Source organism: Tardiphaga sp., from assembly GCF_041424195.1.
Classification (GTDB): Bacteria; Pseudomonadota; Alphaproteobacteria; order Rhizobiales; family Xanthobacteraceae; genus Tardiphaga.
In genome coordinates this window covers 97076-121084 of record NZ_JBGMOE010000034.1, presented here as the reverse complement: position 1 = coordinate 121084, position 24009 = coordinate 97076, and the positions used below count along the sequence as shown (strand labels likewise).

The window sequence follows — 24009 nt, the reverse complement described above, 5'->3', positions numbered from 1 at the left end:
CCGCCCCGCAATCGTGACGATCGCGATCGCCCCTCTCGGTGGGGCAGGACGAAGGAGAAAATAATCAATATAGGGATACTGTCAAGAGATATAGGAAAAAATGTTTGGAGGCTCACACTGTCATTCCTCGGCAAACCAATTGGTTTGCCGGAGGGCGCGGCCGGCACTTGCCGGACGCGACTCCGGAATGACGACGCGCGGGCGCGACGTTACTTCACCCTTGCCAGAAAATAAGCCAGCTCCACGATCTGCGCCTCGGAGATCGACTGCATCACGTCGGCCATCGTCGCATCATAGCCGTGGCGGGAATTGTCCTTGTATTCCCGCATGGTCTTGGCGAGGTAGTCCTCGCGCTGATTGGCGATGCGCGGAATGTTGTCGCGGCCGGAGAAATCCGCGTTATGGCAACTATCGCAGCGGAATTGCTGGGTCAGCGCCCTGGCGGCCTGCATCCTTGCGGGATCGCCGGCTTCCAGCGCCGCCGGTTTCGGCAGCGTCGCGAGATAGTCCGAGAAGCTGCGCAGGTCGTCATCGGTGAAATCCTTCACCATGTCGTTCATCGGCTCCGCGACGCGGAGCTTCTCGCGAAACATGTAGATCTGGATCAGCGAATAAGCCGGCTGCTGCGCGCCGAGCGACGGCGTGTTCTCGGTTTCGGAGACGCCCTTCTCTCCGTGACAACCGAGGCAGGGCGCAGCGCGCTCGGCGATGGTTTCGGCGGCGAAGAGCGGGGACGCCGAGAGAAAAAGAGCTACGATGACGGCAAACGGGCGCATCGGCTTTCAACTTTCTGAATACTGGAACTCCGGCGTGGCGAATTCCTTCTCCCCGCCTGCGGGGAGAAGGTGAGGATGAGGGGGGACTCTCACCGCGCTCGGAGCAAGTGGAGCGTCCCCCTCACCCGACTTTCACGCGCTTGGCGCGTTGCAGGCGACCTCTCCCCGCCCCGCGAAGCAAAGCTTTGCTAGACGGAGAGAGGTGAGAAACGTCGTCACTTCTTGTCCGCCACCTTCTGCTTGCCATAGGTGATGCGATAGATCGCGCCGTTCCAGTCGTCGGAGACGAGCAGCGAACCATCCTTCATCTGCAGCACGTCCACGGGACGACCGAGATAGTTGTTGTTCTCGATGAAGCCGGTGAGGAACGGTTCGGTGGACTTCACCGTGCCATCCTTGTTGAGCTTCACGACAATGACGTCACCACCGAGCTTCTGCGACTTGTTCCAGGAGCCATGACGCGCGATGAAGATCGCATCCTTGTAGGCCGCCGGGAACATCTTGCCGGTATAGAAGCGCATGCCGAGCGATGCCGTATGCGCGCCGAGCAGGCCGACCGGCGCGGTATAGTCGGCGCAGGATTTGCCCCAGCCGAATTCCGGATCGAGAATGTTACCCTGCAGACAATACGGCGCGCCAAAGTCCTCACCCGCCTTGGTGACACGGTTGAGTTCGTCCTCCGGCACCGCCTCCGACATCCAGTCGCGGCCGTTGTCGGTGAAGTACATCTGCTTGGTGGTCGGGTTCCAGTCGAAGCCGACGGTGTTGCGGACGCCCTTCACATAGACCTCGGCGCCGGTGCCATCGAGATTCATGCGGCGGATCTGGCCGTGGGCCTCGTCATGCAGCACATTGTTGCCGGGCTGGCCGACCGGCACATAGAGCTTGTTGTCCGGCCCGATGCCGATGAACTTCCAGCCATGGGCTTCGTCCTTGGGCAGGTTGTCGTAGATCATGGTCGGCTTCGGCGGATTGTCGAGATTGTCCTCGACCTTCTCGATCTTGGAGATCTTCGACAGTTCGGCGATGTAGAGCGTGCCATCCTTGAAGGCGAGACCGTTCGGGCGATAGAGGCCCGAGGCCAGCACTTTCACCTGGCGTTTGCCATCCTTGTTGATGACCGCATAGACCTTGTCCACGAGACGGCTGCCGACGAACATGGTGCCCTTGTCGCCTTCGCGCATCGAACGCGCATTGGCCATGCCGGCGGCATAGACTTCGATGTTGAAGCCCGGGGGAAGCTTGAGCTTGGCGAGCGGCAGCTTGTCCGCGGCGGCGGCGATCGGCGGCGCAGACACCGGTGCCAGCTTCGCGGCGGCGGCGCCATCGGGACGACCGATCAGCGGCGAACCGGGCGGCAGTGCCGGTGCTGCGGCAGCGACCGGTGCTGCGGGCGCCGGAGCGGCGGCCTGTGGTGCGGCTGGCGCCGGTGCGGGAGCAACTGCCGGAGCCGCGGGCGCAGCGCTCGGCGCTGCTGCGGGGGCCGGAGTTGCGGGTGACGTGTCGGATTGCTGGGCCAAGGCACCGCTTGCAAAGACGCCGATGAACGCACCGGCAAGCAATGCCTGACGTGCGGACGTGTAAACACTCATGAATCTCTCCCTTTTAAAGGAAGCCTTCTCTGCTCGCAGCACAGGAGATGCGCCGCCCCCGAGGCTTTCCGGATCGCACTGTTGGATATTTTTGCGCCGCTGCGCAATCAAAACATGGCGTCGCCGCAGCTTCGGAACAAATTGCGCAGTCACGATGGGCCGAGAGCAGGATGGGTCGCGCGCAGGCGCATCAGCGCCGGAGCGCAACCCGTCACTCAGTGGCTGCCGTAAAATCCGCCGACGGGTTTCGCTTCGCTCTACCGATCCTGCAGCCCTCGCTTGTCAGTGCCGCGTTGCCGACTCATCGGTGGCGTCGAGCAGCGCTTCGGTGAACGGAAATTCGAGTACGACCTCGCCGTCCTTGTCCGTGACTTCCAGCACCGCCTTGAGCAGATCGCTCGGCGTGCCCTCGGAGCGCATCAGTTGCAGGATCATGGACCGCGCGACCTCCCAGGCATGGTCGGGATCCCGCAGCTCCTCGCCTTCGGGATCGACCACCAGTTCGTCATTGATGCGTGTGTTGAAGAAATAGAGCGGCATGGCAATTCTCTTGGCACTGGGCTTTGGCGCGGGCGCAGAAGACCCCGGACGCCGCAAATATCCCGGAAGATGCGGCGGCTGAGTACGAATCGATGCCTCTCAATCAAAGGCCTTCGCTATCTATGGAACGTTCACGCCTTTGCAATGTTGCACTGCGATCCGATTGTGCATTGCACGCATATTGTACCCCCATCGCTTCACATTGTGATGACGAAGGTGTTGGCGAACCCTGGAGCAGGGATTAGAGTTGCGGTTATGCAGTACCTGACTGCAGAGAAGCAGGAGAGAAATATGGCCTGGAAGGCACCCAAGATCGTTGAAGTTGCAGTCGGCATGGAAATCAACATGTACGCCTGCGCAGCGCGCAAGTAAGACTTGAGCTCACGCTAAGATCTTAAGTTTTGGGGCGCTTCGTCAACGACGGGCGCCCCACGTCTTTTTCGGAAGACGCGAATGGCATAAATTACAAATAGCCGGGATTCAGGGCGATCTCATGTTGCGTGTAGTCGTTCTTGGAGCTGCGGCCGGCGGCGGTGTTCCGCAATGGAATTGCGGATGCCGGGTTTGTCGTGCGGCGCGCAGCGAGCGACCTGATCTGCGCAGCGGCCAGGCCTCCATCGCGGTGTCTACCGACAACGCCAACTGGTTTCTGGTCAATGCCTCGCCTGACCTGCGACAACAGGTGACCGACACACCTCAACTTCATCCCCATCCCGATCATGTCAGACATTCGCCTGTTGCAGGCGTGATCCTCACCAATGGCGAAGTCGATGCGGTGGCCGGGCTCTTGTCGATGCGCGAGGGTTCGCCATTTACAATCTATGCGCACCAGCGTGTGCTGGCGATCCTGAAAGCCAACAGCATCTTCAACGTGCTCTCGGACAAGAACGTGCGCCGCGAAGCCATCGACATCGACACGTCCTTTGAACCGAAACTGCAGGACGGCACGCCCTCCGGCCTTGAGGTGCTGCCCTTTACCGTGCCCGGCAAGAGCGCATGGTATCTCGAAGGACAGGCGCATCCGGCCGGCGAGGATGGCCAGATTGACATTGACGGCGATACGCTCGGGCTGCGCATCGCCGACAAAGCAACCGGCAAGTATTTCTATTTCATCGCAGCCTGCGCGCGGGTGACGCCCGAACTGAAGACGCGCATCTCCGGCGCACCGCTGGTGTTCTTCGATGGCACAGTGTGGCGCGACGACGAACTGATCGCCGCGGGACTGGGCCAGAAGACCGGCCAGAGCATGGGGCATCTGTCGATGTCCGGCACGCAGGGCGCGATCAGCGAACTGGCCGATGCAGGAATCGCCAGAAAGTTTTTCCTGCACATCAACAATTCGAACCCGGCGCTGCTGCATGATTCCACCGAGCGCGCCGCATTGACCACCGCCGGCTGGCAAATCCCCGGCAATGGCATGGAGATCACCCTGTGAATGCCCCAGGCGCTACCATGACAGGTGCAAACACGATCAGCGACAACGCCATCTCCGCCTTTTCGATTTCAGCCGCAGTGCCGCTGGAGAATGCCGCGCAACTGGAAGAGACGCTGCGGCATATCGGCGCGACGCGCTATCACAGCCTGCATCCGTTTCATAAATTGCTGCACGGCGGCAAGCTCAACAGGGGCCAGGTGCAGGCCTGGGCGCTGAACCGCTACTACTATCAGAGCACGATCCCGATCAAGGACGCGGTGGTGATCTCGCGTTTCCGCGACCGCGCCACACGGCTGGAATGGCGCCATCGCATCGAGGATCACGACGGCGACACGGGCGCTGAGGGCGGCATCGAGCGCTGGCTGAAGCTCACCGAAGGCCTTGGCCTCGACAGCGCCTATGTGGAATCCACCGAAGGCATCCTGCCGGCGACACGTTTCGCCGTGGAGGCCTATGTGCATTTCGTGCGCGACAGGACGCCGCTCGAGGCCATCGCCTCGTCGCTGACGGAACTGTTCGCGCCGAACCTGCATGAGGAGCGCATCTCCGGCATGCTGAAGCATTATGACTTCGTCAATCCGGACATCATGAGCTATTTCAGCCGCCGCCTGACCCAGGCGCCGCGCGATGCCGGCTTTGCGCTGGATTACGTCAAGCAGCATGCCACCACGCCGGCCGAGCGCCGCGCGGTGTGCAACGCACTGATCTTCAAGACCAATGTGTTGTGGGTGCAGCTCGATGCGCTGTATCATGCCTATGTGGACGGCCATGTGCCGCCGGGCGCGTTCGTCCCGGCCAGATAGAGGCAACGATGACGGAGCTCCGCAGCAATCGTCGGATCAGCGTTAGCGAGGCGAGCAAGCCGGTCTTGCCGCGCCACGCCAGGCTGAAATTTGACGAGACGCGCCAGCGCTGGGTGATCCTGGCGCCGGAGCGCGTGCTGGCGCCCGACGATATCGCTGTGGAAATCCTGCAGCTCTGCGATGGCGCGCGCAACGTCGCCGATATCATCGACCTGCTGGCGGCAAAATATACCGCGCCGCGCGACGATATTGGTGCCGATGTCCTCGCCATGCTGCAGGACCTCGCCGACAAGGGCTTTCTCACGCAGGCGCGGGAGAAGACATCATGAGCCCCACCCTCACCGACGCCAGCCCCGTCTTCAGCGATCCCGCCGACAGCCTCGCGATCATGGAGCGCACGCGCTCCACTGCCGAGACCTTCGGCATTCCCCTCGCCGTGCTGGCTGAACTCACCCATCGCTGCCCGTTGCAATGCCCGTACTGCTCCAATCCCGTGGAGCTCGACCGCGGCAGCACAGAACTCACCACCGACGAATGGAAGAAGGTCCTGTCCGAGCTCGCCGAGATCGGCGTGTTGCAGATCCACTTCTCCGGCGGCGAACCGACCGCGCGCAAGGACATCGTCGAGCTGGTGCAACATGCCACCGATGTCGGGCTCTACTCCAATCTCATCACCTCGGCGGTGCTGCTGACGCGCGACAAGCTGAGCGCACTGGCGGATGCCGGGCTATGCCATGTGCAGATCAGCTTCCAGGGCAATGAGCCCGTGGTGGCAGACCGCGTCGGCGGCTATCGCAATGGCCACGCGAAGAAGCTCGAAGTCGCCAGATGGACGCGCGAGCTCGACCTGCCGCTGACCGTGAATGCTGTCATGCACCGGCAGAACCTGCATCAGCTCACCGATATCATCCAGATGGCTGTCGATCTCGATGCCGACCGGCTGGAAGTCGCGAATGTGCAGTATTATGGCTGGGCGCTGAAGAACCGCGCCGCCTTGATGCCCACCATCGCGCAGATCGACGAGACCAGCCGCACCGTCGAGGACGCGCAAGCGCGCCTGAAGGGCATTCTCGATATCGACTATGTCGTCCCGGACTATTACGCGCTGCGGCCGAAGAAGTGCATGGGCGGCTGGGGCCGGCAGTTCTTCAACATCTCCCCATCCGGCAAGATCCTGCCCTGCCATGCCGCGGAGACCATCACGGGGATGGAATTCGAATCCGTGCGCAGCAATCATTCGATCGCCTGGATCTGGCAGAATTCCGAAGCTTTCAACCGCTATCGCGGCACCGGCTGGATGCCCGAGCCGTGCCGGAGCTGCGAATTCAAGGAAGTGGATTTCGGCGGCTGCCGCTGCCAGGCCTTTGCGCTGACCGGTGACGCCGGCAATACCGACCCCGCCTGCACGCTGTCGCCGCGCCACGAGGAAATCTTCAAACTGGCCGAGACGGAATCCACCGAGGGCCGCGACCGTTTCATCTATCGCAACTTCAAGGGCGGCACGCTGGAAGCCGAAGACCCCCATCTGGACAGCACCCATGGCGCCTGATGCCGATATCGGCAAAACCACCGGCTCGTCCGATCCCTTCGCGCCTCTCACTTCCGAGCATCTCGACGTCGGCGACGGCCACACGATCCATGTGGAGTCGGTGGGCCGCAGCGACGGCATTCCCGCGGTGTATCTGCATGGCGGCCCCGGCTCGGGCTACCAGCCCGATCATCGCCGGCTGTTCGATCCACAACGCTTTCACACCGTGCTGTTTGACCAGCGCGGCGCCGGCCGCAGCAAGCCCAGAGGCAAGCGCGAGGCCAATACGCTGCCGCATCTGATCGCGGATATGGAAACGATCCGCACCAAATTCGGCTTCGACAAATGGCTCGTGGTCGGCGGCTCCTGGGGTGCGACGCTGGCCCTCGCCTATGCGCAGGCGCATCCCGAACGCGTAACAGGGATCGTGCTGCGCGCGACGTTCCTCGGCACGCGGGAAGAATTGCACGATGTCTTCAATGTCATGCTGCCGCGGCATTATCCCGGCCTTCATGGAGATTTTCTGAGCGTCCTCTCCGAAGCCGAGCGCGCCGATCCGCTGCCGAATTTCTATCGCCGCATTCTCGATGCCGATCCGGCCGTGCATGTCCCGGCGATCCGCGCCTGGGGCGGCACCGAAGCCATCCTGTCGGAAATCGCGCCGAAGCGCACGCGGCTCGACCATGCGGAACTCGGCAACACAACGCGACCGATGCCGGCAACGCCGGCGATGGAAGCGCATTACTTCCAGCATGATTGCTTCATGCGGCCGCATCAGCTCATGGAAGACGCCGGCAAACTCACCGGCATTCCCGGGGTCATCATTCAGGGCCGTTACGACTTCCTGTGCCCGCCCGCGACATCGCACGCCCTGGCCGAACGCTGGACGGATGCGCAAGTGCGCATCGTTGAAAGCGCCGGACACAGCCTGTATGACCCCGGCATGCGCGATGCGGTGATGAAGGCCGCCGCCGACGTCGCGTCGAAACTGAAATAGGACTTCTGGAATGCCGATCAAAGGCACGGGAATGCTGATGACGTCGATGGATATCGACGCGAGCCACGAGCGGGAATTCAACGCGTGGTACGACCGCGAGCATCTCGCCGAGCGCGTCGCCATCAAAGGCTTCGTCGAAGCACGCCGCTATGTCGCCGTCGATGCCAGGCCGAAATATCTCGGGCTGTATTCGACCGCGACATTCGACGTGCTGGACAGCGACGCCTATCGCACGGCACTGGCCAATCAAACAAAATGGTCGCGGACCAATATCGGCCGTTTCCAGAACATGCTGCGCTCGGTCGCGCGGATCACTGTCAGCCGCGGTCAGGGCCGCGGCGCGGCGCTCGGGCTGGTGCGCATCCGGCCCCCCGTCGAAGGCGCTGACAAACTGCGCAGCGCCATCGAAGCACAGCTCGATCCCGGCGATATCAACGGCATCATCTCGATGCATCTGATGGAGAGCGATCCCCGCCTGTCGAAACCGCTCACCGACGATCCCGCCGCGCCCAATCCGGCAGCGCGCGACTGGTATGTCATGATCGACGGCACCGATGTGGATGCGGTGGCCGCGACCATGAAGGGGCGTTTCACTGCGGCCATCACAGCGTCTTCGGCGGAGCTGATCTCCGAGGGGACCTACCGGCTGATGTGGGATCTGGCAAAAAGCGATCTTTGAATTCATGAACCCACGTTGCCTTCTTAACCTCTCCCCGCATGCGGGGAGAGGTCGAGCGGCGAAGCGCAGCGAGCCGGTCGGGTGAGGGGCATGGCACGTAGACGCCACGCATTCCTCATTTCGGATCGGAGTCTCCATCGACCCGCGCCTGCATGATATTCTGAAAGACCGGTGCCCTGCCCCTCGCCTCACCCTCTCCCCGCAAGTGCGGGGCGAGGGAGTGCATCGACCGTGCCCAGCGTCGATTGAACGCATCCCGCGCCTCACGCGACCAAGGTGAAATGGCCCGTTCGGGCCTCACCTCTTGAGACGTCCATGACCCGCATCCTGTCCATCCCCGCTTTTGCCGCTGCGCTTCTGGTTTCGGCCGTCGCCGGCGGCACCGCCCGTGCAGAGGACGAGCCAAGGAAGGCGTCGGTTGCACAGGCCGAGGCTTTCGACGCCACGCTGGTTGGCAGCACGGCCGGCAAGGCGAAGACCTTTGCCTGTTTTATCAGGCGCTACGACGCCGAGCATCTCGCTGCCCACCCGAAGCAGACGGTCAGTGCCATGAAGCTCCTGGTCACGGTGGACACGCCGTCGAAAGAGCAGACCTACAATCACGAATTCAGGCTCGGCGTGAAATTTCGCCACCGCAAAGGCGACTTCCAATCCGCCGGATCTTGCAGTCATGCGATCGTCGAAGATGCCGGCGATGAAGTCCGGCTCTCCTGCCCCATCGATTGCGAAGGCGGCGGCATCGAGATCGGCATCGCGGCAGGCCGCAAGCCGCAGGACAAGGCTGCGGCGATGGTTCGGCTGGAAGCCGTGCGTATCTGGGATAACGACAGCAAGGCCGAAGAGGAAACTGCCGACTATCTCAAGGCCGGCGACGACGACAAGGCGTTTCGCCTCGAGCGCACGAGCCTGAAGGATTGCGGATCCCTGGTCAGCGATGACGACGAACGCATTGCGATGCTCGGCAAGTAAGCTGCGGACGCAACAGGACAGGAGCCAGCCATGAATCGACGCAGCCTGTTGTGGACCGCCCTGTCGTCGATCGGCGCGGGATTATTGGCATCGCGAGCGAATGCCGTGACGGCCGACGAGAAGCCGCCCGCCAGGCTCAAGGTCGTCTACCATCTCGCCGATGCCGACAGGGTGAATTTCGCCCTCGGCAATATCCAGAACCACTTCGATGGCGTCGGTGGCCCCGACAACGTCACCATCGCGCTGGTGGTGCTCGGCCCGGCGCTACGCGCTTTTACCCTGACCCAGGCCAATCCTGATATGACCAGCCGGGTGGCCAGGTTCTCGAAGGCCGGCCTGCAGATGGCCGCCTGCGCCAACACCATGAAGGCGCAGGACATGACGCTTGCCGGTCTGCAGCCGGGCTTCACCATTGCCGACAGAGGCGGCGTGGTCAAAATCGCAGAGCTGCAGTCGAAAGGGTATCTCTATATTCGACCGTAGGCCGGACGAAGCGCAGCGCGATCCGGGCAGGAAAGCATGATCAGAAACCGGGGCGAAGGACCGACAACAGGTATTCCAGCGCATCGGATTGGGTCGGAAAGTGGCGGATGCCGGACTCAAGGCCCCGCTCGCTGTAAAACACGACCCATTGCGTCTCGCGCGTCTCCAGCACGTGACACTCGTCGCGTCGATGATCCAGATCGAATGATCGCGGATCGATCTTCCGCGTTCGGATGGCCTCCAAAAACTCATCTCTTGTCATTGGTTGCTCTTCGGACATGCGCTCCGGCAATGCCTCGCCAGCGGCTACCACCCATAAATCCGACGCACAAAATTTACACAATCGTCATTTCACGCACCGTTCCGGCCAAACACGGAATTGCGATCCGGCACCCGCAGCCAAAATGGAACCGTTCGGCTTGCCACGCGTAGGGGTTTGGGGCGATCATTGGAACCGGGCCGCGGCACGTTCACGCGGCGATCGGCCTTTTGATAATTGTGAACAGAACAAGGCATCATGAATCCCGTCAAAGCACTCGAATCCCATGGTCAGGCCGTCTGGCTGGACTTCCTCGCCCGCGGCTTCGTCGCCAAGGGCGACCTCAAGAAGCTGATCGACACCGACGCCGTGAAGGGCGTGACGTCGAACCCGGCGATCTTCGAGAAGGCGATCGGAAGTTCGGACGAATATGATGCCCCGATTGCCGAGGCCCTGAAGTCCGGCGACAAGTCGCCTGCCGACCTGTTCGAGCACATTGCCGTCGAGGACATCCAGCATGCCGCCGATGTGCTGAAGCCGGTTTACGACAAGATGAAGGGTGACGACGGCTTCGTCAGCCTGGAAGTCTCGCCCTATCTCGCCAATGACACCAAGGGCACCGTGAACGAGGCCCAGCGTCTTTGGAAGAGCGTCAAGCGCCCGAACCTGATGGTGAAGGTGCCGGCGACGCCGGAAGGCCTGCCGGCCATCGAACAACTGATCGGCGAAGGCATCAGCATCAATGTCACCCTGCTGTTCGCGCAGAAGACCTATGTCGAGGTGGCCGACGCCTATCTCAAGGGTCTCGAAAAATATGTTGCCGGCGGCGGCGATCCCTCCCATGTGGCGAGCGTTGCCTCGTTCTTCGTCAGCCGCATCGATGCGCAGGTGGACAAGCAGCTCGACGACAAGATCGCCAAGGCCAACGATCCCTCCGAAAAGGCGCGGCTCAAGGACCTGAAGGGCAAGGTGGCTATCGCCAATGCCAAACTCGCCTATCAGGAATATCTCAAACTGTTCGCCGGCCCGCGCTGGGAGAAGCTCAAGGCCAAAGGCGCCAAGCCGCAGCGCCTGCTCTGGGCCTCCACCGGCGTGAAGAGCAAGGACTATCGCGACACGCTCTATGTAGAGGAGCTGATCGGCAAGAACACCGTCAACACCGTGCCGCCCGCCACATTGGACGCCTTCCGCGACCACGGCGAAGTGCGCGACAGTCTCGAAGAGAATGTCGAGGATGCGAAGAAGGTGCTGGCCGATCTCGCCAGGACCGGCATTTCGCTGGATGCGATCACGACCCATCTCGTCGAGGACGGCGTCAAGCTGTTCGCCGATGCCGCCGACAAGCTCTATGGCGCGGTGGCGCACAAGCGCGCGACATCGCTCGGCGGCAGCATCGGTACGCAGCAGCTGGCGCTCGGCGACGGCATCACGAAGAAGGTCGCAACCTCGACCGAAGAGTGGCGCAGTCAGGCGAAGATCCGCCGGCTCTGGCACAAGGACAAATCGGTCTGGACCGGCGCCGACGAAGACAAGTGGCTGGGCTGGTTGAACAGCGCCTTCGACGAGAAGGCGAAGCTCGCCGACTACAACGACTTCGCCACATGGGTGAAGGCACAGGGCTTCACCGATGCGGTGGTGCTCGGCATGGGCGGCTCCAGCCTCGGGCCTGAAGTGCTGGCGCAGACTTTCGCCAGGGTCGCGGGCTTCCCGAAACTGCATGTGCTGGATTCCACCGATCCTGCGCAGGTACGTGCCATGGGCGCGGCGGTGACCATCGCCAAGACGCTGTTCATCGTCTCCAGCAAGTCCGGTGGCACCACCGAGCCGAATGTGATGAAGAACTACTTCTTCGACGAGGTGACCAAGGCGGTCGGCGCCGACAAGGCCGGCGGCCATTTCGTCGCCGTGACCGATCCCGGCTCGTCGCTGGAGAAGGTCGCCAAGACACAGAAATTCGCGCGCATCTTCCACGGCGACCCGACCATCGGCGGACGCTATTCGGTGCTGTCGCCGTTCGGCCTCGTGCCGGCGGCCGCTGCAGGCGTCGATCTCGCCAAGCTGCTCGATCTCACGCTGTCGATGGTGCGCTCCTGCGGTCCCGACGTGCCGCCCGCCGAGAATCCCGGCGTGCAGCTCGGCCTTGCCATGGGCAATGCCGGCCTCGATGGCCGCGACAAGGTGACGATTCTCTCGTCGAAGAAGATCGCCGATTTCGGCGCATGGGCCGAACAGCTCATCGCTGAATCCACCGGCAAGGACGGCAAGGGCCTGATCCCCATCGACGGCGAGACGCTGGGTGAGCCCTCCGTCTACGGCACCGATCGTTTCTTCATCGACCTGCGCACCTCCGGCGAGGACGACAAGGCCCATGACGACAAACTCGCGGCGCTGGAGAAAGCGGGTCATCCCGTCGCGCGCATCGTGATGGCGTCGATCGATCATCTCGGCCAGGAATTCTTCCGGTTCGAGATGGCCACGGCTGTCGCGGGCTCGGTGCTCGGTATCAACCCCTTCAACCAGCCGGACGTGGAAGCTGCCAAGATCAAGACGCGGGAGCTGACGGAGTCCTTTGAAAAGACCGGCGCGCTGCCGCCGGAGACGCCGGTGGTGTCATCGAAGGAAGCCGATCTCTATACCGACGACAGCAATGCCGAACTGCTGAAGAAGGCCGGCGCCGATGGCGATCTGACATCGTGGCTGAAAGCGCATTTCCGCCGCGTGACCCCCGGCGACTATGTGGCCCTGCTGGCCTATGTCGAGCGCGATCCCGCGCATATCGACACGCTGCAGCAGATGCGGATGGCCGTGCGCGACAGGAAGAAGGTCGCGACCACAGCCGAATTCGGCCCGCGCTTCCTGCATTCAACCGGCCAGGCCTATAAAGGCGGACCCGATACCGGCGTCTTCCTGCAGATCACGGCGGACGATGCCAAGGATCTCGCCATCCCTGATTACCGGGCGTCATTCGGTGTCATCAAGGCTGCACAGGCGCGTGGTGACTTCGGCGTACTCACGGATCGCAATCGCCGCGCTTTGCGCGTCCATCTCAAGGGCGACCTCAAGGCCGGTCTCGCGATGCTCGACAAGGCGATGACTGCCGCATTGAACTAGACGACGACTCGCATGGCCCGGACATTGCTTCGGGTCATGCGTAATCAATAAAGGACATCGCACAATGCAGCTTGGCATGATCGGCCTTGGCCGAATGGGTGGAAATATTGTCCGCCGCCTGATGAAGAACGGTCACACCGCCGTCGTCTATGACAAGGACGCCAAGGCCGTCAGCAGCCTCGCCTCCGAAGGCGCCACCGGCGGATCCTCCCTGGAAGACTTCGTCAAGAAGCTCGACAGGCCCCGCGCGGTCTGGGTGATGCTGCCCGCCGGCAAGATCACCGAAACCACCATCGACGCGCTGACCAGACTGCTGGAGCCCGGCGATACCGTCATCGATGGCGGCAACACCTTCTGGCAGGACGACGTCCGCCGCGGCCGGGCGCTGAAGGAAAAGGGCCTGTATTACGTTGATGTCGGCACGTCCGGCGGCGTCTGGGGCCTTGAGCGCGGCTATTGCATGATGATCGGCGGCGACAAGGAAGTGGTCGACCGGCTCGATCCGATCTTCAAGACGCTGGCGCCGGGGATCGGCGACATCCCGCGCACACCGGGCCGCGACAACAGCGATCCCCGCGTCGAGAATGGCTATATCCATGCCGGCCCGGTCGGCGCCGGCCATTTCGTCAAGATGGTCCATAACGGCATCGAATACGGATTGATGCAGGCCTATGCTGAAGGCTTCGACATCATGAAGAACGCCAATATCGAGGCGCTGCCCGAGGCGCATCGCTTCGATCTCAATCTGCCCGATATCGCCGAAGTCTGGCGCCGCGGCAGCGTGATCCCGTCATGGCTGCTCGACCTCACCTCCTCGGCACTCGCCAGGAACGAGACCCTCGATACTTACTCCGGCTTCGTGGAGGATTCCGGCGAGGGCCGCTGGACGGTGAATGCCGCCATCGACGAGGCCGTGCCCGCCGAGGTTCTGACTGCTGCGCTGTTTGCGCGGTTTCGCTCCCGCAAGGAGCACACATTTGCAGAGAAGATTCTATCCGCGATGCGCGCCGGTTTCGGCGGCCACAAAGAGCCCGATCAGCATCCGGATCCAAAACGGCAGGACGCGCCTGATATCATCAAACCAAAGGCGTAGCCCGCATGACCGACACACCAGCTCAAAGCCTTGCCAAATCCAAGAAGCCGGATCCTTGCGCATTCGTGATCTTCGGCGTCACCGGCGATCTCGCGCACCGGCTGGTCATCGCGGCGCTGTATAACCTGCAGGCGGCCGATCTGCTGCCGGAGAAATTCTGCGTCGTCGGCATCGCCCGCAAGGACATGACCGGCGCCGAGCTGCGCGAGGACCTGATGAAGGGCCTCAAGCAATATGCGACGCGCCCCGTCGACGACGCCATCGCGCAGAAGCTGCTCAATTGCGTCACCTGCATCGAGGCCGATCCGGGCGAGCCGGAATCCTTCGATCGCATGCGGGACCAGCTCGACAAACTGGAGGAAGCGCGCGGCACCGGGGGCAATCGCCTGTTCTATCTCGCAACGCCGCCTTCGGCCTTCGCGCCGATCGCGCGCCAGCTCGGCCGCACCGGCATGTTGAAGGAAAATGGCTGTTGGCGTCGCCTCGTGGTCGAGAAGCCGTTCGGCACCGACCTTGAATCAGCAAAGAAGCTGAACAAGGAACTGCTCAGCCTGATGAACGAGCAGCAGATCTACCGGATCGATCACTATCTCGGCAAGGAGACGGTGCAGAACATCCTGGTGCTGCGCTTTGCCAATGGCATGTTCGAGCCGATCTGGAATCGCAACCATATCGATCACGTGCAGATCACCGTGGACGAGAAGATTGGCGTCGGTCATCGCGGCTCGTTCTACGATGCGACCGGCGCGCTGCGCGACATGGTGCCGAACCATCTGTTCCAGCTGCTGTCGCTGGTCGCCATGGAGCCGCCCGCGCGTTTCGAGGCCAACGCGGTACGCTCCGAGAAGGCTGAAGTTCTCGCTGCCGTCACCACCCAGACCGAAGAGGAAGCGCTGAAGAATTCGGTGCGCGCGCAATATGTCGCCGGCCATGTCGGCGATACCGATATCGGCGACTATCTGAAGACCAAAGACGTCAAGGAAGGCAGTACCACCGAAACCTATGCAGCGATGAAGCTGTCGATCGACAACTGGCGGTGGGCCGGCGTTCCCTTTTATCTGCGCACCGGCAAGGCGCTCGGCATCAAGCGCACCGAAGTGGCGATCAAGTTCAAGCAGGCGCCATTCGCGATGTTCCGCGATATGTCGGTGGAAAGCCTCGCGGAGAATTTCCTCGTCATCGCCGTGGAGCCGAACGAAGGCATCTCGCTGAAGTTCAACACCAAGGTGCCCGGCCCTGCCGTGAAGATCGACGGCGTCGAAATGAAGTTCCGCTACAAGGACTACTTCCAGGCCGCGCCGGCGACGGGCTATGAGACGCTGATCTATGACTGCATGATCGGCGACAACATCCTGTTCCAGCGCGCCGACAGCGTGGAGGCCGGCTGGCGAGCCGTGCAGCCATTCCTCGATGCCTGGAAAAAGGCCGGCAAGGATGGGCTGAAGACCTACAAGGCCGGCAGCGAAGGACCCGACGAAGCCAACGACCTGCTCAAGCGCGACGGTCGTAGCTGGCGCGTGCTGAGCTGACGCCATGGCAGCGCCCAATCGTCATATCGTCGTGGTCGAAGATGCGCTGGCGCTCGCAGAAGCCGCGGCCGAGCGACTGATCGAGCGCATCGAGGCCAATCCCGGCCGCATCGCCATCTGCATGACCGGCGGCTCGAGCCCCAAGCGGCTCTATGAGCTGCTCGCCACCGAGCCTTACCGAAGCGAGATCCCCTGGGATCGCGTGCACTGGTTCATCGGCGACGACCGCTTCGTGCCGTCAAGCGATCCGCTCAACAATATGAGCATGGCGCGAACTGCGTTTCTGGATGCATGCGCGCCGCTTGCGAATGTGCACCCGATCAAGACCGATACGGCGAGCCCGGATGAGGCTGCTGCGCTTTATGCACGCGAGCTGCAGTCTTTCTATGGTGCCGACACATTTGATACCGCAAGGCCGCTATTCGATCTGGTGCTGCTCGGCGTCGGCCCCGACGGCCATGTGGCCTCGCTGTTTCCCGGCTATCCCGCCATCGAAGTCAAGGATCGCTGGGTGGTCGGGGTGCCCGAAGCCCATGTGAAGCCGTTCGTGCCGCGCGTCAGCCTGACGCTGCCGGCACTGGCCTCATGCCGCGAGATGCTGTTCCTGATGAGCGGCGAGGACAAGCGCGCGATCCTGACGCGCATACTGAAAGCCGAGGACCTGCCGGCCAACCGTGCGCGGTCGGACGGCGAAACCGTGTGGCTGTGCGACAAGGCCGCCCTGCCGGACGACACGCGTGGCTGACACCGCCCCCAACAATGTGGCACCCAAGACCCTGACACCCAAGGCTCTGGTCGTGATGGGCGTGTCGAGCTCGGGCAAGAGTTCGATCGGAAAGGCCCTGGCCGATCGTCTCGGTTGGCGTTTCGCTGATGGCGATGATTTTCATCCGCCGGCGAATGTCGAGAAGCAGCGCGCGGGTCAGCCCCTCACCGACGAGGACCGCTGGCCCTGGCTGCAGAGCATCGCCGACGAGATCGACCACGTCACTGCCGATGGCGGCAGACTGGTCGTCGCCTGTTCCGCGCTCAAGCGCGTCTATCGCGATCTGCTGCTACACGGCCGGCATGATATTCGCATCGTCTATCTCGACGGCGCCAGGGAGCTGATTGCCAAGCGCATGGCGGCGCGGAAGAACCATTTCATGCCGCCGTCGCTGCTCGACAGCCAGTTCAGGACGCTGGAGATTCCCGGTCCCGATGAACGTCCGATCACGGTGTCCATCGACGACAACATCGATGGCATCGTGGACGTCATCACAAAGCAACTACCGGCCTGAAGGATCAGACCATGACCAAGATCGCTCTCGTGGTGTCCGATGTCGATGGCACGCTCGTCACGCACGATAAACGCCTTACCGACACGGCCAAGGCGGCCGTGAAGAAACTCGAAGACGCCGGCATCGGCTTCACCATCACGTCGAGCCGCCCGCCCGTCGGCATGCGCTTCCTGGTGAAACCACTGGGGATCACGCTGCCCATCGGCCCGTTCAACGGCAGCTCCATGGTGGACGGCGACCTCAAGCCGATCGTGCAGCACCTGATCCCGGAAGCCGCCACCAAACGCGCCATCGAAATACTGGAAGACTACGGCGTCGATATCTGGATTTTCACCAATGACGAATGGGTGATCAAGCGCGACGACGGCAAATATGTGCCGCATGAGCGCGACACCATCCAGCATGAGGCCGTGACGGTGGATGACTTCTCGCCCTATCTCGCCAGGGCCTGCAAGATCGTCGGCGCGAGCGCCGACTTCCCGCTGCTGGAACGCTGCGAGGGCGCGATGCAGAAGGCGCTGGGCGATACGGCTGTCGCCGTGCGCTCGCAGAACTATTATCTCGATATCACGCCACCCAACCAGAACAAGGGCACCTTCGTGCAGGCCATGGCGCAGCGCCTCGGCATCTCCCTTGAGGCCATCGCCACCATCGGCGACATGCGCAACGACCTGCCGATGTTCAAGGTGTCAGGCATGTCGGTCGCGATGGGCAATGCGAGCGACGATGTGAAATCGCAGGCGACGGATGTGACGACGTCCAACGAGGAGGAAGGGTTTGCGGGCGCGGTGGAGATGATCTTGAAGCGGAATGCGGGCGGATAAGGCGAAGGTTGCACCTCTCCCTCGCCCCGCTTGCGGGGAGAGGGTGGCGCGGACGAAGTCCGCGTCGGGTGAGAGGCGGCCAGAGCGTCTCTCTGAATCCCCCTCACCCGGATCACTCGCTGACGCTCGCGATCCGACCTCTCCCCGCAAGCGGGGCGAGGTAAGAAAAGAGCCTCTATTTCGACCGCTCCATCGCCGGCCTGCCCTGCGGACGCTTCGCGCCATCGATATTCTGCGCCGCCGCGATCAGCGCGATATGTGTCAGTGCCTGCGGGAAGTTGCCCGTCTGGCGTTTCACCAGCGGGTCGTATTCTTCCGCCAGCAGCCCGACATCGTTGGCAACGGACACCACGCGTTCGAACAGCTCTTCCGCCTTGGCGAGCTCGCCCATCATGATATAGGCCTCGGCCAGCCACAGGCTGCAGGCAAGGAAGGCGCCTTCGATCGGCTGGATCTCGTCAGTGACTTCGCGCGGATCGTGGCGCAGCACAAAGCCGTCGCGCATCATGTGTTTCTCGATGGCCGCAATGGTGCCTTTAACCCGCGGATCGGTCGCCGGCAGAAAGCCCACCAGCGGCAATAGAAGAACGCTGGCATCGAGCACATCCGAGCCATAGGATTCGACGAAGGTGTTTTCGCGGGGGTCATAGCCCTTCTCGCAGACATCGTGATGGATTTCGTCGCGCAGCTTGCGCCATGCCTCGACCGGCCCCTTAAGTCCGAATTTCTCGGCGCTCTTGATGGCGCGATCGAACGCTACCCAGCACATGATCTTGGAGAACACATAGTGCTTGCCGTTGCCACGGCGCTCCCAGATGCCGTGATCCGGCCGCTGCCACACCGCTGTGAGGTGCTCGAGGATTTCGCGTTCGACCGCCCAGGGTTCGCCCTCAAGCTCGAGTTTGGCGACGCGGGTCTGGTAGAATGAATCGATCAGCTCGCCATAGACGTCGAGCTGCAGCTGCGCATGGGCGGCATTGCCGATGCGCACGGGCAGCGCACCGCCATAGCCCGGCAGCCAGTCGGCCTCCCATTCCAGCAGGCGACGCTGACCCATGATGCCATACATGATCTGCATTTCGGCGGGCGAGCCGGCAACGGCGCGCAGCAGCCAGTTGTGCCAGTCGCGCGCTTCTTCGGTGTAGCCGCTGTTCATCAGCACCAGCAATGTGAAGGTCGCGTCGCGCACCCAGCAGAAGCGATAGTCCCAATTCCGGGCGCCGCCGAGCTTTTCCGGCAGCGACGTGGTGGGCGCCGCGACGATGCCGCCGGATGGCGCATAGGTCAGGGCCTTCAGCGTGATCAGCGAGCGCATCACGAGATCGCGGTGCTTGCCTTTATAGGTGCAGCGCCCGCTCCACTCCGACCAGAACTCGATTGTATCTCTCAGGGCATGGTCGGGATTGATCGGCGCCGGCAGTTTGAGATGCGAAGGACCATAGGTGAACACGAAGGGGATGCTGTCGCCGGGTTTGACCTCGAACTCGGCAACCGTGGTCATGTTCTCGCCACGGGTCTCCACGGGCGAACGCAGCACGGTCATGTCGGGCCCGCAGATCGCGAGCAGCGCGCCGTCTTCTGCACGTCTGACCCATGGAATGTTGTTGCCGAAGCCGAAGCGGATGATCAATTCCATCCGCATCTTCACGGTGCCCTGCTCGCCGCGAACAATGCGCACGATGTCGGACGCGGCACCGCGTGGCGGCATGAAGTCGATCAGTGTGACCGCACCGTCGGCCGTCTCCAGACGCGTTTCCAGGATCAGCGTATCGCCCTGATAGCGGCGCTCACATCTGGTAATCTCGGCGGCGGGCTTGATCAGCCAGCGGCCATGTTCCTTGGTGCCGAGGATAGCTGCAAAACACGCATCGGAATCGAAGGCCGGCCAGCATAACCAGTCGATGGAGCCATCGCGGTTGACGAGGGCGGCGGTCTCACAATCGCCGATCAGGGCGTAATCTTCGATGTTGCTGAACAATGACTTTCTGCCCGATCAATCAATGAGGAAGTAACTGGCTCCGGTCGGCTGTGGCGTGCTTCAGCGCCGCGAGATCGATGGCCTCGGTCATCTTGTCGACCGCGACCGGAAGCCGCTGTCGCCAGTTGGGATGCTCGTTGATGGTGCCGGGAATATTCGGCTGATCGATCACACCCAACAGGTCTTCCAACGCGATGGCCAGCAAACGGGTCCGCGTACGCGCGAGAAAGTGAGCAACGGCGTAGAAATCCTCGGTCTCGATGCCCTGATGTCGCAGGGCCTCGCCGAGCATCTGCAGCGCATAGCGGCGGGCATCGTCGCTTTCGCCGGGATCGATGCCGAGCGCGCGCTTGAGCTGCAGGTCGTGCATGCTGCGCCAGCCGGCATAGGTCGGCAGATCGTGGGTGTTGAACGTCACCAGTGCATTCGGCGCGTAATAATCGACGCCCCTGAACGCATAGCGTTCGTCGCGCTCGAACATCATGACCAGATATGACCAGATGCCCCAGGATGCGAGATGATCGCGGAAGCCGTCCGGCACGGTACCGAGATCCTCGCCGATCACCACGCAGCGATTGGCCACGCTTTCCTGCGCTGTCACGGCCAGCAGTGCTTCCAGCGGCATCTTCACATAGGCGCCGTTGTCGGCGTCATAACCATGCGGCACGACATAAAGGCGGTTGAGGCCGAGCACGTGATCAAGCCTGACAGCGCCGGCATAGCGCATCGAGGCGCGCAGCATGTCCTTGAACGGTGCGAAGCCCTGCACCTCGAGTCCCGCGGCATTGAAGCCGGCGAGCCCCCAGTTCTGTCCGGCGGGCTGCAGCGCATCGGGCGGCGCGCCGACGGAGAGATGACGTGAGATCGCGATCTGTTCGTTCCAGGCATCGAAGCCGCCAGCCTGCACACCGACGGCGACGTCGAGATAGAGGCCGACGGGCATGCCGAGCCTGGTGGTCAGATCGAAACAGGCCTTGAGCTGCAGGTCGGCATTCCACTGCACATATTCGATATAGGCGACGTCCTTGCCGTCCGGTCCGGCGCGAAAGGCGGCGCAGGTCGCATCATCCGGGAGCAGCCATTCCGGCGGCCAGTCCCACCATGCGGTCTGCTGCTGATGCCGAAGCACCTCGAAACAGGCGAAGCGCGTCAGCAGCGGCGCACGCTCGGCGCGGAAGGCGGCGAAGGCCTTCTGACGTTCTGAATCTGGGTCCGCATCAAACGCCTCGAAGGCCGCACGCATCGCCTTCGACTTGGCAGCCGCGATGTCCGCGTAGTCGACGAATTGGCTCGCACGCAGCTTGGCCAGCATATCGCCGCTGTCATTGGCCGCGTATTCGGGCAGCGCCTCCACGTCGATATAAAGCGGATTGAGAAACAGCCGGCTGTTCGGGGAATACGGGCTGCATTCGGCCGGCCGGTCGTCGAACAGCGCATGCAGCGGATTGAGCCCGACGCCGCCGGCGCCGATACTGGCGGCCAGTCTGATTACGTTCTGCAGATCGGTGAAGTCGCCGATGCCCCAGTTGCGCTCGGTGCGCACACCATAGAGCTGCACGGCGAGAATCCAGGAGCGTTCAAATTCACCGGGAAATGCCCTGGATGGTGCCACGATGAACGGCACTTCGTCAGGGAATTTCCTGGCGTCGATCAGCCTGAGCCTGTGCACGCCGACCGGCAAATCGTGCGGCCAGATAATCTCGCGCCCCTCCGTCGTTCCCTCGGCGATAACCTTAACCCCGTCGAGGATTTTCCAGATCAGGGGGAACGTGGCAGCCTCGTTGAGGACCGTGCGGGCGCCCTCTCCGGCCCGGACCACGACCGGACTTTCCACAAACCTGTGCGGCGTGCGCACCGGCATGGCGTCCAGAATGATCTTCAGCGCCGCTTCGCTGGTCGTATGCCATTGGCCCTGACCGTCGTGAAAGCCGGTCTGGATTCCGAGTTCGGCAGCTTTGGTGAAAAGGTCCATTCGGCACGCCGTTTGCAGAGCAACAATCGAGAGTTGCTGGGAAATTCATGAATTTGCGGAAGAGGATAGCCGTTCTCAACGCGTCGATCTAAGCTCGGTTCCCGAGGGAACCAAACGCCTGTCACGGGGCTTTGTATATGATCGCACCGTCTCTTTTCCATTCATTCGAACAGGGGACGACACCTCATGTTGATGGCATCACCGTGAACAGAACTTCCCAAGTCGTGGACACCGCTGGTATTGGTGGGGCTTTCCATATCGAAAATATCTATCCGATCATCGATGCCGGCCGTTTCCCGGTCAAACGCATCGTGGGCGAACCTGTGGCCGTCTATGCGGACCTGTACCGCGATGGTCACGAGATCATTGCCGCGGCCGTTGTCTGGCGCCGCGAGCAGGACCGCGAGTGGAATCGGGTCCCCATGACGCTGGAGGCCAATGACCGCTGGGGCGGCACCTTCACACCCGATGGCATCGGCCGCTATGTCTATGCCATCGAGGCCTGGACCGACGAATTCGCCACCTGGCGCCACGGCTTCGAACTGAAGCTGCAGGCGGGCCAGGATGTCACGCTGGATGCGCTGGAAGGCGCCGGCCTGATGACCAAGGCGCAGAACGGCGGGCCCGAGGCTTCGGCGCTGATCGTCAAGCAATGCGAGAATTTTCTGCAGACCGGCGACAATGAGCCGCTGCTGTCGCCGGAACTGCGCGCCGCCATGAGCGAAGCCCAGTTGCGCCCGGACCTGACGCGCTCACCCCTACTGCCGCTGATGATCGACCGTGAGCGCGCCCGCAACGGCGCATGGTACGAGATGGTACCGCGCAGCCAGAGCACGGTGCCCGGCCAGCACGGCACGTTCCGCGATTGTATCGCCCGCCTGCCTGACGTGCAGGCCATGGGCTTCGACGTGCTGTATTTCACGCCCATCCACCCCATCGGCAAGACCAACCGCAAGGGCAAGAACAATTCGCTGACCTCCGAACCCGGCGATGTCGGCAGCCCCTATGCTATCGGCGGCGAGGAAGGCGGCCATGACGCGATCCATCCTGAACTCGGCACCATGGAGGATTTCCACGCGCTGATCGCTGCGTGCAAGGAGCACGGTTTGGAAGTGGCGATCGACGTGGCCGTGCAATGCTCGCCGGATCACCCCTGGGTCAAGGAGCATCCCGACTGGTTCAAGCGCCGGCCCGACGGCTCGATGAAATATGCCGAGAACCCGCCAAAGAAATACCAGGACATCCATAATCCCGACTTCGACTGTGAAGATGCGGGATCGCTGTGGAATGCGCTGCGCGACATGCTGCTGTTCTGGTGCGATCAGGGCGTGAGGATCTTTCGCATCGACAATCCGCACACCAAGCCGCTGCGATTCTGGGAATGGGTGATCCACGAGGTGCAGATCAGGCATCCGGACGCGCTGTTTCTGGCGGAGGCCTTCACACGGCCGAAGCTGATGAAGGGCCTGGCCAAGCTCGGCTTCTCGCAGTCCTACACTTACTTTACGTGGCGCACCGCAAAGTGGGAGATCGAGCAATATCTCAACGAACTGTGCGGCTATCCCGAGCGCGAGTTCTATCGCCCCAACTTCTTCGTCAACACGCCGGACATCCTGCCCTATCACCTGCAATCCGGCGAAGCCTGGATGTTCAAGGCCCGCGTGGCGCTGGCGGCCGCGCTGTCCTCGACCTATGGCATCTATAACGGCTTCGAACTGCTCGAACACGAGGCCATTCCGGGCAAGGAGGAATATCTGAACTCGGAGAAATACGAGATCAGGACCCGCGACTGGAATGCGCCGGGTAATATCAAGCCCTATATCACTGCACTGAACCATGCGCGCCGCGCCAACCCGGCGCTGCAGCAGACCTCGAACCTGCGTTTCATGCGGGTGGAGAACGACAATATCATCGGCTTCGTCAAGGAGTCGGTGGATGGCACCAACACCGTTGCCGGCGCCATCGCCCTGTCGCGCGACCCTTACGAATTCTGGCTGCCGATCGACACGCAAGTCACAGTCGATGGTGAAAGGCGCAACGTCGCCGCCGTCGAAAACATCATTACCGGCGAGCGCCATGGCGTCGAATGGGGCGGCATCCGCCTGCGTCTCGATCCCCAGCGCGACCCTGCCATCTTCTTCCGTTGCCTCGCCTGAAAGCG

At 62.3% G+C, this 24009-nt stretch carries 22 protein-coding genes; 16 read left to right on the top strand and 6 right to left on the bottom strand.

Annotated features, from left to right (window positions below; genetic code table 11):
* Positions 1-209: 209 nt before the first annotated feature.
* The 3 genes from ACEK02_RS05020 to ACEK02_RS05010 form a co-directional block, all read right to left on the bottom strand.
* Positions 210-776, bottom strand: a complete 567-nt coding sequence (locus tag ACEK02_RS05020) for a cytochrome c (protein ID WP_371420691.1) — start codon at positions 774-776, stop codon at positions 210-212.
* Positions 777-991: 215 nt separating this feature from the next.
* Positions 992-2368: a sorbosone dehydrogenase family protein gene (locus tag ACEK02_RS05015; protein ID WP_371420690.1), complete on the bottom strand. Its 1377-nt coding sequence runs from the start codon at positions 2366-2368 to the stop codon at positions 992-994.
* Positions 2369-2650: 282 nt separating this feature from the next.
* Positions 2651-2908 (bottom strand): hypothetical protein, encoded by a 258-nt coding sequence (locus ACEK02_RS05010; protein ID WP_371420689.1) that lies wholly within the window; start codon positions 2906-2908, stop codon positions 2651-2653.
* Between the two features lie 291 nt (positions 2909-3199).
* Here ACEK02_RS05010 and pqqA point away from each other — a divergent pair, with 291 nt between their 5' ends.
* The 9 genes from pqqA to ACEK02_RS04965 all read left to right on the top strand — a co-directional run bounded on the left by pqqA (position 3200) and on the right by ACEK02_RS04965 (position 9802).
* The gene (gene pqqA, locus ACEK02_RS05005) at positions 3200-3280 is read left to right on the top strand and encodes a pyrroloquinoline quinone precursor peptide PqqA (RefSeq protein ID WP_089267584.1); all 81 of its coding nucleotides are present in this window, start codon (positions 3200-3202) and stop codon (positions 3278-3280) included.
* Between the two features lie 121 nt (positions 3281-3401).
* A complete protein-coding gene (pqqB, locus tag ACEK02_RS05000) occupies positions 3402-4343 on the top strand; it encodes a pyrroloquinoline quinone biosynthesis protein PqqB (RefSeq protein WP_371420688.1) in 942 nt (313 codons plus the stop codon).
* 17 nt (positions 4344-4360) lie between these two features.
* Complete coding sequence (pqqC, locus tag ACEK02_RS04995) at positions 4361-5146, top strand: pyrroloquinoline-quinone synthase PqqC (protein ID WP_371420687.1); 786 nt, start codon at positions 4361-4363, stop codon at positions 5144-5146.
* Between the two features lie 8 nt (positions 5147-5154).
* On the top strand, positions 5155-5475 hold the full coding sequence (gene pqqD / locus ACEK02_RS04990) for a pyrroloquinoline quinone biosynthesis peptide chaperone PqqD (RefSeq protein ID WP_371420686.1): 321 nt from the start codon (positions 5155-5157) through the stop codon (positions 5473-5475).
* Positions 5472-6695 (top strand): pyrroloquinoline quinone biosynthesis protein PqqE, encoded by a 1224-nt coding sequence (gene pqqE / locus ACEK02_RS04985; RefSeq protein ID WP_371420685.1) that lies wholly within the window; start codon positions 5472-5474, stop codon positions 6693-6695. Before pqqD ends, pqqE begins: the two co-directional genes overlap by 4 nt.
* Positions 6685-7671: a prolyl aminopeptidase gene (gene pip, locus ACEK02_RS04980; protein WP_371420684.1), complete on the top strand. Its 987-nt coding sequence runs from the start codon at positions 6685-6687 to the stop codon at positions 7669-7671. Before pqqE ends, pip begins: the two co-directional genes overlap by 11 nt.
* Positions 7672-7681: 10 nt before the next feature.
* A complete protein-coding gene (locus ACEK02_RS04975; protein ID WP_371420683.1) occupies positions 7682-8350 on the top strand; it encodes a hypothetical protein in 669 nt (222 codons plus the stop codon).
* A gap of 315 nt (positions 8351-8665) precedes the next feature.
* Positions 8666-9319 carry a hypothetical protein gene (locus ACEK02_RS04970; RefSeq protein ID WP_371420682.1) on the top strand — a complete coding sequence of 218 codons (654 nt, stop codon included), beginning with the start codon at positions 8666-8668 and terminating at the stop codon, positions 9317-9319.
* 30 nt (positions 9320-9349) lie between these two features.
* Positions 9350-9802, top strand: a complete 453-nt coding sequence (locus tag ACEK02_RS04965) for a hypothetical protein (RefSeq protein ID WP_371420681.1) — start codon at positions 9350-9352, stop codon at positions 9800-9802.
* A gap of 40 nt (positions 9803-9842) precedes the next feature.
* Here the strand turns inward: ACEK02_RS04965 and ACEK02_RS04960 are convergent, their stop codons facing one another.
* Positions 9843-10115 carry a hypothetical protein gene (locus tag ACEK02_RS04960; protein WP_371420680.1) on the bottom strand — a complete coding sequence of 91 codons (273 nt, stop codon included), beginning with the start codon at positions 10113-10115 and terminating at the stop codon, positions 9843-9845.
* 204 nt (positions 10116-10319) lie between these two features.
* Here ACEK02_RS04960 and ACEK02_RS04955 point away from each other — a divergent pair, with 204 nt between their 5' ends.
* From ACEK02_RS04955 to ACEK02_RS04930, 6 genes are all read left to right on the top strand, one after another.
* Positions 10320-13172: a bifunctional transaldolase/phosoglucose isomerase gene (locus ACEK02_RS04955; protein ID WP_371420679.1), complete on the top strand. Its 2853-nt coding sequence runs from the start codon at positions 10320-10322 to the stop codon at positions 13170-13172.
* A 64-nt stretch (positions 13173-13236) separates the two neighbouring features.
* Positions 13237-14265, top strand: a complete 1029-nt coding sequence (gene gnd / locus ACEK02_RS04950) for a phosphogluconate dehydrogenase (NAD(+)-dependent, decarboxylating) (RefSeq protein WP_371420678.1) — start codon at positions 13237-13239, stop codon at positions 14263-14265.
* Positions 14266-14270: 5 nt separating this feature from the next.
* The gene (gene zwf / locus ACEK02_RS04945) at positions 14271-15794 is read left to right on the top strand and encodes a glucose-6-phosphate dehydrogenase (protein ID WP_371420677.1); all 1524 of its coding nucleotides are present in this window, start codon (positions 14271-14273) and stop codon (positions 15792-15794) included.
* A 4-nt stretch (positions 15795-15798) separates the two neighbouring features.
* On the top strand, positions 15799-16539 hold the full coding sequence (gene pgl, locus ACEK02_RS04940) for a 6-phosphogluconolactonase (protein WP_371420676.1): 741 nt from the start codon (positions 15799-15801) through the stop codon (positions 16537-16539).
* Positions 16532-17074 (top strand): gluconokinase, encoded by a 543-nt coding sequence (locus ACEK02_RS04935; RefSeq protein ID WP_371420675.1) that lies wholly within the window; start codon positions 16532-16534, stop codon positions 17072-17074. The genes pgl and ACEK02_RS04935 overlap by 8 nt, the downstream gene beginning before the upstream one ends.
* 11 nt (positions 17075-17085) lie before the next feature.
* On the top strand, positions 17086-17898 hold the full coding sequence (locus ACEK02_RS04930) for an HAD family hydrolase (protein WP_371420674.1): 813 nt from the start codon (positions 17086-17088) through the stop codon (positions 17896-17898).
* Between the two features lie 175 nt (positions 17899-18073).
* Here the strand turns inward: ACEK02_RS04930 and ACEK02_RS04925 are convergent, their stop codons facing one another.
* Positions 18074-19876 (bottom strand): glycoside hydrolase family 15 protein, encoded by a 1803-nt coding sequence (locus ACEK02_RS04925; protein WP_371420673.1) that lies wholly within the window; start codon positions 19874-19876, stop codon positions 18074-18076.
* Positions 19877-19895: 19 nt separating this feature from the next.
* Positions 19896-21848: a 4-alpha-glucanotransferase gene (gene malQ / locus ACEK02_RS04920; protein WP_371420672.1), complete on the bottom strand. Its 1953-nt coding sequence runs from the start codon at positions 21846-21848 to the stop codon at positions 19896-19898.
* Between the two features lie 203 nt (positions 21849-22051).
* Here malQ and ACEK02_RS04915 point away from each other — a divergent pair, with 203 nt between their 5' ends.
* Positions 22052-24004, top strand: coding sequence for an alpha-1,4-glucan--maltose-1-phosphate maltosyltransferase (locus tag ACEK02_RS04915; protein WP_371420671.1), 1953 nt, complete (start codon positions 22052-22054; stop codon positions 24002-24004).
* The last annotated feature ends 5 nt before the right edge of the window (positions 24005-24009 follow it).

Excerpts from the sequence above, each read along its gene's own strand:
- pqqC (WP_371420687.1), top strand. The coding sequence starts at position 4,361 with ATGACAGGTGCAAACACGATCAGCGACAACGCCATCTCCGCCTTTTCG.
- pqqD (WP_371420686.1), top strand. The coding sequence starts at position 5,155 with ATGACGGAGCTCCGCAGCAATCGTCGGATCAGCGTTAGCGAGGCGAGC.
- pqqB (WP_371420688.1), top strand. The coding sequence starts at position 3,402 with ATGTTGCGTGTAGTCGTTCTTGGAGCTGCGGCCGGCGGCGGTGTTCCG.
- ACEK02_RS04970 (WP_371420682.1), top strand. The coding sequence starts at position 8,666 with ATGACCCGCATCCTGTCCATCCCCGCTTTTGCCGCTGCGCTTCTGGTT.
- ACEK02_RS05015 (WP_371420690.1), bottom strand. The coding sequence starts at position 2,368 with ATGAGTGTTTACACGTCCGCACGTCAGGCATTGCTTGCCGGTGCGTTC.
- ACEK02_RS04965 (WP_371420681.1), top strand. The coding sequence starts at position 9,350 with ATGAATCGACGCAGCCTGTTGTGGACCGCCCTGTCGTCGATCGGCGCG.
- malQ (WP_371420672.1), bottom strand. The coding sequence starts at position 21,848 with ATGGACCTTTTCACCAAAGCTGCCGAACTCGGAATCCAGACCGGCTTT.
- ACEK02_RS05010 (WP_371420689.1), bottom strand. The coding sequence starts at position 2,908 with ATGCCGCTCTATTTCTTCAACACACGCATCAATGACGAACTGGTGGTC.
- zwf (WP_371420677.1), top strand. The coding sequence starts at position 14,271 with ATGACCGACACACCAGCTCAAAGCCTTGCCAAATCCAAGAAGCCGGAT.
- pgl (WP_371420676.1), top strand. The coding sequence starts at position 15,799 with ATGGCAGCGCCCAATCGTCATATCGTCGTGGTCGAAGATGCGCTGGCG.
- ACEK02_RS04975 (WP_371420683.1), top strand. The coding sequence starts at position 7,682 with ATGCCGATCAAAGGCACGGGAATGCTGATGACGTCGATGGATATCGAC.
- pqqE (WP_371420685.1), top strand. The coding sequence starts at position 5,472 with ATGAGCCCCACCCTCACCGACGCCAGCCCCGTCTTCAGCGATCCCGCC.
- ACEK02_RS05020 (WP_371420691.1), bottom strand. The coding sequence starts at position 776 with ATGCGCCCGTTTGCCGTCATCGTAGCTCTTTTTCTCTCGGCGTCCCCG.
- ACEK02_RS04930 (WP_371420674.1), top strand. The coding sequence starts at position 17,086 with ATGACCAAGATCGCTCTCGTGGTGTCCGATGTCGATGGCACGCTCGTC.
- gnd (WP_371420678.1), top strand. The coding sequence starts at position 13,237 with ATGCAGCTTGGCATGATCGGCCTTGGCCGAATGGGTGGAAATATTGTC.
- ACEK02_RS04955 (WP_371420679.1), top strand. The coding sequence starts at position 10,320 with ATGAATCCCGTCAAAGCACTCGAATCCCATGGTCAGGCCGTCTGGCTG.
- pip (WP_371420684.1), top strand. The coding sequence starts at position 6,685 with ATGGCGCCTGATGCCGATATCGGCAAAACCACCGGCTCGTCCGATCCC.
- pqqA (WP_089267584.1), top strand. The coding sequence starts at position 3,200 with ATGGCCTGGAAGGCACCCAAGATCGTTGAAGTTGCAGTCGGCATGGAA.